This is a genomic window from Peribacillus sp. FSL K6-1552, from assembly GCF_038005205.1.
Lineage (GTDB): Bacteria > Bacillota > Bacilli > Bacillales > DSM-1321 > Peribacillus > Peribacillus butanolivorans.
Map to the genome: position 1 here is coordinate 3,073,362 of NZ_JBBOST010000001.1, position 13,219 is coordinate 3,086,580.

Sequence of the window (13,219 nt, forward strand, 5' to 3'; positions counted from 1 at the left end):
TTTCAACATTTATCTAATCGTTAGCCACTCAGCGACTGGCCCAAGTGCAATTACAGGGAAGAAAGTCAATGCTCCAATAATTAAAACAGTAGCTAAAAGAATAACAAGGAACGTACTATTATCTGTTTTAAATGTTCCGATTGTTTCTGGAACACGTTTCTTAGCGAGTAATGATCCAGCGACAGCAATCATTGCAATCATTGAGAAGTAACGGCCAAACAACATGACTAAACCAGTGGAAATATTCCAAAATGGTGTATTGTCACCTAAACCTTCAAAACCAGAACCATTATTGGCTGCAGAAGAAGTAAACTCATAGACTACTTGAGAAATACCATGAAAACCAGGGTTTGAAATAGCCGATGAACCCAACTGTGTTGCTAAAGCTATGGCAGAGGGTACTAAGATGATTAATGGATGCAGAAGAATCGCTATTGCTATTAATTTCATCTCCTTTCCTTCAATTTTCTTACCTAAAAACTCAGGTGTACGGCCAACCATAAGTCCGGCAAGAAATACAGCCATTACTGAATACATAAGGATATTTACCGTCCCTACTCCATCACCGCCAAACACACAGTTCAACATCATCATTGCCAGTGGTGCTATGCCTCCGAGTGGAGTAAGGGTATCATGCATATTATTAACAGAGCCTGTAGTAGCAGCTGTTGTCACACTTGTAAATAATGCACTCTGAGCAATACCAAAACGAACCTCTTTTCCTTCCATACTCCCATTCTCTTGTGAAAGACCTATTTTCTCTAATGCTGGATTACCATTTTTTTCATTAATATAAGTAATACTTAGGAAGACAAGCAACATTAATCCCATCGCTGAAAAAAGGATCCATCCTTGTTTCTTATTTCTCGCCATATATCCAAAAGTCAATGGAAGAGCGGCAGGTATCAGAAACATAGATAATATTTCCAAGACATTTGTAAAACCGTTAGGATTTTCAAATGGATGGGCTGAGTTGACCCCAAAGAATCCTCCTCCATTTGTACCAATGTGCTTGATAGACTCCAATGCAGCTACAGGCCCTCTTGCAATATTTTGCGTGGCTCCTTCTAATGTGGTAGCAATTGCCGTAGGATTAAGTGTTTGCGGCACCCCCTGTGACACTAGAACTAAACCAATCAAAATAGATAATGGAAGTAGCACCCGAGTAATTGAACGAATTAAATCCACATAAAAGTTTCCTATACTCCGCTGATTCGTTAACCCTCTAAAAAATGCCATACATAATGAAAGACCAGTAGCGGGTGTCGTAAACATCAAGAATATAATTACTGCCATTTGAGATAAATAAGAGAGACCCGATTCTCCACTATAGTGCTGTAAATTGGTATTTGTAAGAAAACTTGCAGCAGTATTAAATGCCAATAATGGCTCCATGCTGTCTATCTTACTAGGGTTACCTGGTAAAATACCTTGAAAGCGAATGATAATATACGAGATAATAAACATTACTAAGTTACTCAATAGCAGTGCCTTGGCGTACTGCTGCCATCTCATATCATTTGTATCAATGCCAGATAGTTTGAAAATAACTCGTTCTATTTTTCCAAACATGCTATCTTGTTTTGTTATTTCAAGAGAATAAACATTCGTTAAATATATGGCCATTGGTATGGCTAATATAACGACAAGTGCCAATACCACGCCGATTTGTAAAAAATCCATTTACTTTTCCTCCGTTAGTAACTATTAATATTTTTCTGGATAAATTAGAGCATGAATTAAATACAATGTAATCGCTCCGACGATAAGAAATAAAAACATTTTCTACTCTCCCTCTTTTTCTATAACTTTGTTACAAAAAAGAATAAATCCTAAAAAGAGAAAAAAAGTTATAGCTATAAGTAATATCGATACAAAATCCATGTGAATTTCTCCCTTCTCATTCCAAACAACCATTAATAATAAATTTCTTTTTTCCACCGCTTAATAATTACTGGCAATTAAACTAAAGAGCATTGTTTGTTAAAATCCGATAACACAATCAGGTCCCATTCTTTTACACATGCTAATATATTGGTTATGACAAGTAACAACTATTAGTCTGTAAGGTTTGAACTCTGAAAAAATTCTAACAAAGTTAATTCCATCAATAAGAGAATTAGGAAAGAGATACAGTTATAAAAAGCTAGTGCATTCGGACAAATTGATATTGGTCTTAAACCACTTTTTGTCATAGTCAAATATTTGCAGATTATTTGTGTGCATATGGCTTGCCAAGATGCTATTCTTTACTAAATTTGAATAATTTCTAATCAGTACTTTTCCCATACAATCGCTCCGCTTACTTTTTTTGTTTTCCACACTTAATTTTTTCTTGGTTAGATAATCCTGACTACTAAAACATAAAAAATAGACCAATGCTTACTCTCTCTCCAGTATGCAGCCATGCAAATTCTATTCAGATTCCAGCAGCGTAAAAAACATTCACGCAGCGGAAAAAAGAATGACTTGCACAAACAAACATATTGTTGGAGAAAAAGTACTCATTGGTCTACTTAACGCCTAGCAAGCTATACAGCTCTCTCTGCGATCAGTCTTCCAAGAAACCTTTTCATTTATAGGCATAATAAAAAGACCTACTGAAATGACAGGTTGCTTTTTTGCTTTAATCACAACAAAAAAAGCCTCCTGAATTAAGGTGGTCTAATGACCTCCTTCGCTTTAGCCGACGAAGTTAGCTGACGGGTAGGATGGCGAAAGAGTGTCTCATCCCTTCTGCAAATGCAGAATTAACCCCAATAATAGTGGGTCCTCCGTTCTCAATTACTTGAGATTTGGCCGATATCAAATTGTTATTTATGAGGATTATTCTACGCTCACCATTAAAGGTTTGTAAACCTCATTAAATCTCGAAAAAACTTCAAATTCGTTCATATAAGTCCATTTCAATAAAATTTATCCATCAAAACCTTTATTTACTCTAAATTCCTATATATTACGTATTTTTCTAAAGTTTTACAAACTCATATTGACAAGAACTTAGATTGGGCATTATGATAAACCCCATAAATTCCTGAGATAAAATGGAGGCAATATGTTAAATTCTAAAAAGAAACTTGAGGCTGAAATAAGTGAAGCATTTATTAAATTCCAGCGTGATCTTATTGGCAGAGGACCACAGGAAGCCAAAACATATTTAATTAATGACATGTTGATTACTCGTTTTAAAGGTGTTCTGACAGTGGAAGAAAAGCACCTTGTCAGTCACAATTCCGGCAAAAAACTTGTAAAAAAAATGCGTTCGCTTCTTCGTGAAATGTACACCAAGGATTACGAAAAAATAGTTGAAGATCATACTGGATGCAAGGTTCTTTCCTCCCATAGTGATATTAGCACTAAAACAGGTGAAAGAATCGAAGTTTTTATTATGGATAAGGATTTAGAGAGGTACTTAGAAACTATCAAATAAATAATAATACTTGTTTTGAAATTATGAAGATAAAAAGTATTGAAGTTTTTGAACGTACTTGTTTAGTATTAATACAAAATATTTCCTTAAAGATTCTAGATACGATTCGATAAATCCATATATTATATTAAGATTATTTTTATTTGAGAATTTGTCGGATGTTTATCCTATTCATCAATAACATCCTGTAACCTATACGGTCAAAAGCCGGATTATTTTTATTGAGCTTTTTTAATAAAAAACATCAGTAGGATGACTATGAATGTTGTCATCTTAACCGATGTTTTTTACGTTTTCGTTAAATCAAAAGACCGTAATTTGTACAGATTATGTTTCTGCATTTTAAATTCCAGCAATTTAATACTTTTTATAGGTGTAAGGATTGTCAGAATCTTCAAGTGTATTCCAATCTTGGGCTATGAGATACGAAATAGTTGCTTTGAATGGCTGGTAATAAATTGAGGATAATTTCCCCTAAATCAGCGATATAATGTATAACTCGGAGTCGAATTACAGAGAGCAGTTTAGCACTCACTGCTTCTCCTTTAACTACCATCAACCTCAATAGTTTTGTCCATAAAGTTACCTGGGAAATTATATAGGATATCTAATCCTTATAGGTAGTTTTTATCATTTAAAACAATACTCTTTTTTTGTGGAGAGTGCCTTAAATTCTTCCTCCCTTAACTCTTAATAATCTTCATCTCCGTAATAACTGCTGTTTTAGGTTGTCATCGGCACTACTTTCCCAACCATTTCTTCACTAACAAACATCTTTATTTTTCCAGCCATAAAAACATCGATTAACACAAACGGAATTGCTTATATTAAGATACTGATAAATCTTGTATTCAATTGTAAAAAGGTTGACATAGCAAGTATCCTCACCTTAACTTTGTTTATAATTTGAGGAATGTATTATTACGATATTATAAGTCTTATGACATTGACTATAAAAACTTAACAACATCAAATTACTATATCATTGTGAAAGCAGGTATATTTATTGCTGAGTAAGCCATTAATAAGCCACGTACTTCCATCATTTCAACTTCATTACGAGAGCTCAATTCGTACCGCGTGGGTATCATCTCACTGTTAGCAATCCATGTTTGGGTGATAATGTTACTATAAACAATTTTGGTTTTCCATACAGGTCCAACACATTTTGTACAGTAGTAGTATCATTATGTCCAAGATTTAGAGAATACTTGCATTTGTCCTGAATTTTTTGCATCAGAACTCAATAGATTATATAATTACATTATATACAAAATATGTAAAAATAAAACAAGAGTTATACCTGTGTTATGTTTACCATTTTAATATTTAAGGAGGAAATGGGTATGAGCATGAAAAAATCCTTAATAGGAGTGTCTACAGCTGGATTCATAGCGCTTCAAATTTTACTCCCTACAATGACTGAAGCCTCAACGACCGTCAAATCCAACATCACTCATTATGTAAATGCAAGTGATCCTTACCCGGGTCATGTCATAAAATACGGGGATCAAGGATCTGAAGTGAGGAAAGTACAGAACCAATTAAACAAGAACAACGTCCCAATCTCAGTGGATGGCATTTTTGGTTCGATAACGCTTAAGAAGGTCAAAGAATTTCAAATGCGAAGACATTTGAACACAGATGGGATAGTTGGACCGTCCACTTGGACTGCACTTTATCAATCCGAGTTTCCTTATCCAGGTCATGCTATTAAAATTGGAGATCGAGGTATGAATGTGACCAGAATTCAAGCTCGGCTTAATGATGCAGGGGGATCAATTAAAGTGGATGGTATTTTCGGACTAAAAACTCAAGTCAAAGTGAAGGAATTCCAGAAAAAATTCGGATTACAAGTAGACGGAATTGTTGGTCCAGAAACCTGGGACATTCTCTTTAATTATCAAGAATAGGCTGTGTGAATAAATAAGCCATCATGTGAATCAACTCGACAAATAGATAAGGCTGTCGAGGGTTTCTCGACAGCCTTACCGTACCATAACAATAGAGTCTATTTAACAAAATATGTTGTACATTATTTCAGCAGCTTATACGGCTCATACTTTGTATAAACATCTTTACGGCGCTTTCTATCTTTAAATGTTGTTGCTGCACCACTTTTCCGATTCTCATAGAGTTCGTCAATATCCACTGTACCGGTAATTACTGTATGTTTATTAACTTCTGCTTCAGCTACTACCCCATTGGCTAGCCAAGCTTTGTCACAAGGACTTAATATGCTTGCACGCCCATATCCATTAGGTAGGGGGTCTCCTGGTTCACCAACAGTAGGACAATGAACAAAGTATACTTGGTTTTCAATCGCACGTGCATGAGCACAATGGCGTACTCTCCAAAAACCAGCCTCAGTAAAAGTGTATGATGGACAGAATATAATGTCTGCTCCGTTTACACTTAGGATTCTTGATATTTCTGGTATCTCAGCTTCATAACACACGGCTATGCCAATCTTAACAGGACCTATAGAATACACTTCAAGTGTATTCCCTTCAGAGGTTTGCCAATTTGCTTCAGCAGGAAAGATATGAGTTTTTTTATGTTCAACATAAGATCCATCTTTATCAAAAATGTATGCAATATTAAAGTACTCATCTTCACGACATTCAAGATGTGAGCCTGCAATGATAACCTGCTTTCTTTTTCTTGAAATCGAACTAAAAAGTTCTTTATATTGAGTGGTATATTCGGCGATCTTGATTAATGACGAAGCATTCTGATCCGGAAAAGTCGCTAATAACCCGATAGTTAACAGTTCAGGAAAAATAATATAATCTGAGTTTTCGGGAACTTGATTGATTAAGTCTTCTACTTGTTTCTGGAATTCATTAAACGATGCTACTTTTTCTACACGAAATTGACAAGCAGTTATTTGGACTTTCACAGAACCCCTCCCAATTTATTTCTTTTTGTAGCAATGAAATAATCATTAATTTCATTTATACGTCCAAAGCCCTCCTTGGTCTAGTTAGCCATTTCAACGAATAGTGAATGACATGACAACTACAAACTAGAGTAGGAATCAGGAAATATTACTTTTATTCATATTATTCATTTGCTTACCATGAATAGTGATATTTTTAGTTAGTCCACTTACAATAAACGTTACTATTATATTTATTAACAACGCTATAACACCTGTACTGATGTCATTAATTACGTGTGGTATATTCGGCAGAAATGTAGCTATTTTCACACCTGAAATTGTCGCATATAAAACAATAAGCACTCCAGCAAATATCCCAGCTATTGCTCCATATTTATTAATTATATTGCTTTTTGGTAAACTGCAAAATAATGCAGGTGCTAATTGAGTAATTAAACTATATGACATGATATTCAAGATGGCTAGCGCTTCGCCACCTGTTACCGTTACGATTAAGGCAATGATTGAGATACCAATTATTATTAATCTTGAGACAATTAATTGTTGTTTCTCATTAGATGCTGGAACCAAAACTTTGTAAAAGCTATTTGTTAGCCCTACCGATGCAGCCATTAGCATAACGGAAGCCGGAACTAGAGCGGTCAATAAGCCTGCAGCTCCGATTAATCCGATTACCCATGGATCAAATGTTTGTATCGCTAATCTTAAAAGCGAAAGATCTCCATCAGCCCCTTGCAAACCCGGGATTTCCATAATAGCTGCAAAACCTATGAAAAAGACAAAGAGCAATAACAAGGTGTATAGTGGTAAAGCAATTGCATTTTTACGAAGCGTTCTTTCTCCATTTGACGAAAGAACAACCATAAATGTTTGTGGTAATAAATAAAACCCTAAAGCATTTAACAAAACCGTGGAGATAAACCAGGATTGACTCAACCCTTGATCAGCTAAGATTAGCATTTCAGGTTTAGCAGACTGAACCGTCTCAAACATTGGCTGAATTCCTCCAAAGTAATGGAACGGAATATAAATACCTAAAAATATTACAACTACCAATATCATAAAATCTTTAAGTATAGCGGTCCATGCTGAGCCATGAATACCTGATATCATTACATAAGTTGTTACAACTATAGCACCTATTATACTAGCTGCAACTGGTGAAATTGCTCCGTAAGAAGCTTCTGAAACAATTATCCCTAACCCTTTGAGTTGTATAACTATATAAGGTACAAGTGCCAAACTTCCCAAAACAGCCACTAACATCCCCATTGAACGACTGCTGTATTTTGATGCAAAATAATCTGGCTGAGAAATAATTGAATGTTGCTTTGAATACCTCCATATTTTGGGCACTAACCAATAAGATAGTACATAGGCTAAGAATATATATGCAGGAACGTAATAAGCCGCTGCTCCTTTTGAGTAAGCCCATCCACTTCCACCAAGAAACGTAAATGTTGTATAAATTTCACCTGCAATTAGTAGAAAAATAAAGAATGTACCGAAGCCCCTGCCGCCTACGGCAAATTGCTCCATATCCATATCCTTTCCTTTTCTTGCTTTTATCCCTAAATAAAGAGCTAGAACTAAGAAGATAGCAATAATAAATAATGAGATATTCATTCTAGATCACTCCCTTTATTATCAGGATCGAACTTATATACAATCATTAAAATAACCGAAGCCATCACCATCCAAAATGCAACCCAAAATAACAAAAAAGGCATTCCTAATATGTAAGGTTCTATTTTATTTGCATAGGGCAGAAAAACTAAAAACCCTATGAATGGTACCCAGAGCAATAGCTTAATAGCATTCAAATTATACCCTCCCTGTAATTCGTAGGTTCAATAGTTAATCTTTAGATTAAGTGAATCACCATCAGTAAGGATTCTTTTATCCATTACTGATGGTATGATGGATAAACATTTAGTCACCCTTTTATGTTCTTAAATCCATACAACAAACAAATTACAAATCAATTCTATTTTAATTATTCTTACTAAGAATTCTTATTTAGATTGTATTGCAAGTACAGTTTCTAAAATCACATTTACTCCTTTTTCACAATCTTCCCATGTGGTAAGCTCTTCTTCACAATGACTTTTACCGTTAATACTTGGGACAAAAACCATAGCAGTTGGAATGTAACTAGCTATGAACTGGGCGTCATGACCAGCTCCACTTACCATTCTTTTATACGAAAGACCTAATGAATTAGTAGATTGTTCTAACAAATCACAGATTGACTTATCGAACCAAACGGTATCCCGGTCCCATAATTTTGTTACTTGGATTTCACATCCATCTTTTGAACCTGGTGTTGTAAGTCCTTCAATTATTTCCTCTACCTGTCTAATAGTATTTGGATCCTTATGTCTAGCTTCTAACGAGAAAATAACTTTATTTGGAATAACCGTATGAATATTAGGAAACACATTTACCCTTCCCATCGTAAAAACTAAATCGTCGTCAAGCATACCCAGTTTTTGACGAGCCTCTGTGATTAAGCTATTCGTAGTAAAGAAAGCATCTTTTCTCATATTCATAGGAGTGGTTCCAGCATGATCAGATTCCCCTGTTACTTCGATTTCATAGCAAACCATTCCAAGAACACATTCAACAACACCAATGGTTAGTGATTCACGTTCAAGAATAGGGCCTTGTTCAATATGCAACTCTAAAAATGCTGTAGCTTCTTTTAAACGAGACTCTACTTCACCTGCATACCCACTAGCATTTAATGCTTCTTCAAAAGTAGTTCCTTCACTATCTGTTTTTTGTAGCATAATAGTTTTTTCGAATTTTCCTGAAAGGATTCCCGATGTCATCATAGAAGGTTCAAACCTGGCTCCTTCTTCATTAGTAAAATTAACAATCATAACCGGAATTTTGGGTTTGATATTATTTTCTACTAGGGTTCGCACAACTTCTAAACCAGCAACTACTCCTAAGATGCCATCAAACCGTCCACCCTTTTTTACTGTATCCATATGTGAACCCATTACAATCGGCGGTTTGTCTTCACTTCCTGCTAAAGTAGCGTAAATATTCCCCAAATCATCAACTTTAACGGTCATTCCCAATTCTTCACAACAAGAGCAAAAGTAATCACGAACTAAACGATCTTCTTCAGTCAGTGATAGGCGAGTGACTCCATTGTTTACTGTTCGTCCAAAATCCGCAAATTTTTCAAGCGTTTTACTTAGCCTTTCACCATTAATTAATAATTTTTGTTTTTTCATAGAGCATATCCCCTTTCAAATAAACTGCTAAATTTCTTAAAGCGATTTTTTCGGCTTTTCACTTTTTTAAAAAATGTAAGCTCTTTGGGAAATCCTTGCAGTGAAAATACTACTCTTGCATTGAAAAAGTAATGTGAAGGACCCTCTACGATAGATTATATTTCCACTAATGATTCTCTATGATATAGAATCTCACCATCTATAATCGTTGATTCTACTTGTAAATCTTTAATATGAAGCGGGTTAACTTTTAAAATACTGTCAGTTAAAACCACGAAATCTGCCAACTTGCCTACCTCTATGCTGCCTTTAATATCTTCTTCAAAACTCGCATAGGCGCCATTCCAAGTGTATAGTTTAATGGCTTCCATTACGCTAATTGATTGAGCAACACCTATTTCAGAACCAGATTGGCTTGTTCTATTAACAGCAACGTGAATACCTAATAAAGGGTTATAATCAGTAACTGGAGCATCTGAACCACCTGCTGCAATGATGCCATTATCAATAAAATCACGAACAGCATACATGTGGTTGACTCGATTACCATAGTGTTGGATATATATATCCCCGAATTCATAAGGAAATGGAGGGTTTGGGATAGGGATGAGTTCGAGATTTTTCATTCTCTCTTGTAAATCTGGCGATGAGATCCCCGCATGCTCAATTCTGTGGCGATGATCTTTTCTTGGTGATTCCTCCAACGCCTTTTCTACACAATTTAAATACATTTCAATCGCTCTATCCCCTTGAGCATGCACAGTGATTTGATAGCCTTTTTTATGTGCTTGACCTAAAACTTGATAGATTTCTTCTTCACTATAATAAAGAATGCCAAAATTGTCAGGGTCACTGGAGTATGTCTCACGAGTGGCAATCGTAGGACCAGTACTACTTCCATCTGTAAACAATTTAGCCGGTCCAATTTTGAATCTTTCATCCCCAGTACCGGTTATTACACCTGCTTCTACCATTTTATTAACAAATTCATGAGAATTATTTAATGAACCAATCATTGCATATATACGAACACGAATATCCTTACTTTTAACAGCTTGTTGAAGTAAACGGAAACTCTCAGGACCATAAGCACCTGCTTCATGAATACTTGTTATGCCTGCTGCAACAAAATGCTCTGACGCAATTTTCACTGCTTTCATAAGTTCACTTTCTGTATAACTTGCAATTTCAGTCATTATCATATTTGCTGTTTCAATTAATCTGCCTGTAAACCTTCCCGTCTTATCCTTTTCAATAATCCCTCCTGTAGGATTCTCAGAGTTTTCATTAATTTTGGCAATCTCTAACGCCTTGCTATTAACCACGCTTATATGACTGCATGTACGGGATACTATAATTGGATGTTCGACTGAAATTGCATCCAACTCGGCTATTGTTGGATAACGCTTTTCTTTCACAACCGTTTCATTGAATCCCCAGGCACGTATCCATTCACCTTTTGGGATGGTTGATGCTTTCTCCTTCAAATCATTTAACAAATCCTCTATAGATTTGATATGCTCATCTTTACAACTTACTGCCAACTGATTAACCCCGTATAAAATAAGGTGAATATGAGCATCAATAAATCCTGGAAGTAGTGTCTTTCCTTGCAAATCCATCACTTTCGTTTCTTCTCCGATAAAACCCTTAACTTCTCGATTTGAACCAACTGCTGAGATACGATTCCCTTTGACCGCTACCGCTTCGACTACTTTATTCTTTTGATCAACTGTAATAACTTCTCCGTTTATGAACACAATATCAGCTTGCATAAACACACCCCTTATTGAACTTCGCTTTTAAAGAGACAGTTATCAAAACCTTACTTCTGATCTGTAAATCCCTTTTTCATAACCAAAATAATGCTGACTAGTATTCTCTCAATACCTACACTCGTCCTTTATATATACCTTCAAGAACCACAATTTTGAATATTCAGTTTTCAGTAGTTTCATTATATCTACATTAGGAATTATATACATTAGACAAAAAGTTAAAAATTTCATCGATTTTTTATACTTTTCATATGATTATGTCTTATTCGCAAATTATCCAGGGGTAAAATTACCTATTTGTTGAGGTGTAATAAAGGAGGATATAGAGAAAGCAAGCATTGATATGCACCTACATGTAACCTCTAGTGAACAGGAATATTCTAACTCGCAATACGAATTATTGAATTCAATTCACACATAACTATATCTCCTGCATCATTTCCTTCTTAACAGAGGTGATATTCCTTTTTTACTTTGAAATGTTTGAAGAAAAGGATAGATAAAGCCTATGAGATGGCTTAATCTATCCTATTAAATTTCTTCTTTTTATTTTACCTATTAAATTTGTTGAAACCTCCCAATAAGCCCCATAGTCAAATACTGTTTATTTTCATTAAAGTCCCATGGCCAATATCTAAGGGATAGTTCACTTTTATCCACTTTTTCCATAAAATCTTTTATTCCAATCAGGGCTGCACCATACCCTACATTAGAAGCTAAAGCAAATATGGCATTAAGCCCTTTATTAAAAGTATCCATATACTCAGGCTCTATCTTTAAAATATCAGACCATGTAATATAAATCCCATTTTCAACGCAACATTTAGAAATTGAGTGATGTAAGGTAAGTACAATCTGATCTCTTAAGTCAAGAAAGCCATCCTTAATCTTTTCTAATTCTTCCTTCTCATATTGGTGCTCATATTCAGAAAGCGTATCTATAGCCCAATTATAAAATAATTGGGTATAAATTGCGGATGTTGCAACGATATCAAAATGATTAATATAATCAGCGAAAACTCCATCCGCTATTTGACCTAACTGATTCTCAGTATCTTTCAGAAATCTTACAATATCATCGGCTTTTTCCCCACGCTCTAGCAAAAAAGAAAGCTTATGTTCAAAATCTATTTTATTCAACCCTGTTACATCGAATTCAATCAGTTTTATTTTATTACGAGTACTTTCCGAAAAATTCTTCGTACCTTTATTCATACTTTCTATATCTATATCGAATAAATAGATGGAGTTACATTTAGTCGCAAGACGGTCAAGATCTAGATCATCGCAATTGCCTGCACCAAATATTGCTACGTTATCAACTAAACCTTTTTTCAAAAAAACAGCATCGAATAATCCTGTAACTTGTTCACGATGCTTTGTCCATCTAGTTCTTCTGAATTCATCTCTATTATGATTCATTTCTCTTTGAAAAGTATCCAAGAAAATCGCTCCCTTTGAGGTCCTCTTTACTTAAATATTGTATCAAAATATTTCTATTATGTAGAGGGATTCAAACAGTTTCACAAAGCACCGAAAACAAAACTGCTAATATTCAGGAGGTCTCTCAAATTTCTTAGACTTTCAAGTTTATATATTCTAATATTTTTAGGATCTTTATAAGCTACACAAATGTTAGAGTAATATGGATATAATGAAATTACGTGTTAAAGAAAGGGGGGATTTATGAGTAAAACAAATAAGATTTTGCTAAGTTTACTCGGAATTTTTCTTATAATATTGGCCGGTGCTGCAATACTAATGGTTTCGTTTAGGAAAGAATGAAGGCATATGTCCATAAAATCATCGCGAAAGAGATAAAGAATCCTTTCATTAGCAAAAAACCTACCTCCTTTAA

Annotated in this window: 9 protein-coding genes, 1 pseudogene and 1 riboswitch; of the genes and pseudogenes, 2 read left to right on the forward strand and 8 right to left on the reverse strand. The window is 34.9% G+C overall.

The features are described from left to right. Positions 1 to 9 precede the first annotated feature (9 nt). Entirely contained in the window at positions 10 to 1,683 is a 1,674-nt protein-coding gene (kdpA, locus tag NST21_RS14795; RefSeq protein WP_340889856.1) for a potassium-transporting ATPase subunit KdpA, read from the reverse strand. A 986-nt stretch (positions 1,684 to 2,669) separates the two neighbouring features. Continuing rightward, positions 2,670 to 2,811: riboswitch (cyclic di-AMP (ydaO/yuaA leader) on the reverse strand. A gap of 244 nt (positions 2,812 to 3,055) precedes the next feature. Between kdpA and NST21_RS14800 the strand changes: the two genes are divergently transcribed. Further along, positions 3,056 to 3,430, forward strand: a complete 375-nt coding sequence (locus NST21_RS14800; protein ID WP_056523721.1) for a DUF2294 domain-containing protein — start codon at positions 3,056 to 3,058, stop codon at positions 3,428 to 3,430. Positions 3,431 to 4,165: 735 nt separating this feature from the next. Here NST21_RS14800 and NST21_RS14805 read toward each other — a convergent pair. Then, positions 4,166 to 4,303 (reverse strand): annotated as a pseudogene (locus NST21_RS14805) (permease); the annotation flags it as partial. A 473-nt stretch (positions 4,304 to 4,776) separates the two neighbouring features. On the opposite strand from NST21_RS14805, the gene NST21_RS14810 reads away from it, so the two are divergent. Next, the gene (locus NST21_RS14810; protein WP_340889858.1) at positions 4,777 to 5,343 is read left to right on the forward strand and encodes a peptidoglycan-binding domain-containing protein; all 567 of its coding nucleotides are present in this window, start codon (positions 4,777 to 4,779) and stop codon (positions 5,341 to 5,343) included. 122 nt (positions 5,344 to 5,465) lie between these two features. On the opposite strand, the gene NST21_RS14815 is transcribed toward NST21_RS14810, so the two are convergent. From NST21_RS14815 to NST21_RS14840, 6 genes are all read right to left on the reverse strand, one after another. Beyond that, complete coding sequence (locus NST21_RS14815) at positions 5,466 to 6,332, reverse strand: nitrilase-related carbon-nitrogen hydrolase (RefSeq protein WP_340889859.1); 867 nt, start codon at positions 6,330 to 6,332, stop codon at positions 5,466 to 5,468. A gap of 138 nt (positions 6,333 to 6,470) precedes the next feature. Then, complete coding sequence (locus tag NST21_RS14820; RefSeq protein WP_340889861.1) at positions 6,471 to 7,961, reverse strand: sodium:solute symporter family protein; 1,491 nt, start codon at positions 7,959 to 7,961, stop codon at positions 6,471 to 6,473. After that, a complete protein-coding gene (locus tag NST21_RS14825) occupies positions 7,958 to 8,158 on the reverse strand; it encodes a DUF3311 domain-containing protein (RefSeq protein ID WP_053346153.1) in 201 nt (66 codons plus the stop codon). Before NST21_RS14825 ends, NST21_RS14820 begins: the two co-directional genes overlap by 4 nt. Before the next feature lie 192 nt (positions 8,159 to 8,350). After that, the gene (locus NST21_RS14830) at positions 8,351 to 9,583 is read right to left on the reverse strand and encodes a Zn-dependent hydrolase (RefSeq protein WP_340889862.1); all 1,233 of its coding nucleotides are present in this window, start codon (positions 9,581 to 9,583) and stop codon (positions 8,351 to 8,353) included. A 155-nt stretch (positions 9,584 to 9,738) separates the two neighbouring features. Next, complete coding sequence (locus tag NST21_RS14835; protein ID WP_340889864.1) at positions 9,739 to 11,358, reverse strand: amidohydrolase; 1,620 nt, start codon at positions 11,356 to 11,358, stop codon at positions 9,739 to 9,741. Between the two features lie 561 nt (positions 11,359 to 11,919). Then, entirely contained in the window at positions 11,920 to 12,804 is an 885-nt protein-coding gene (locus NST21_RS14840) for a hypothetical protein (protein ID WP_340889866.1), read from the reverse strand. Positions 12,805 to 13,219: the final 415 nt, after the last annotated feature.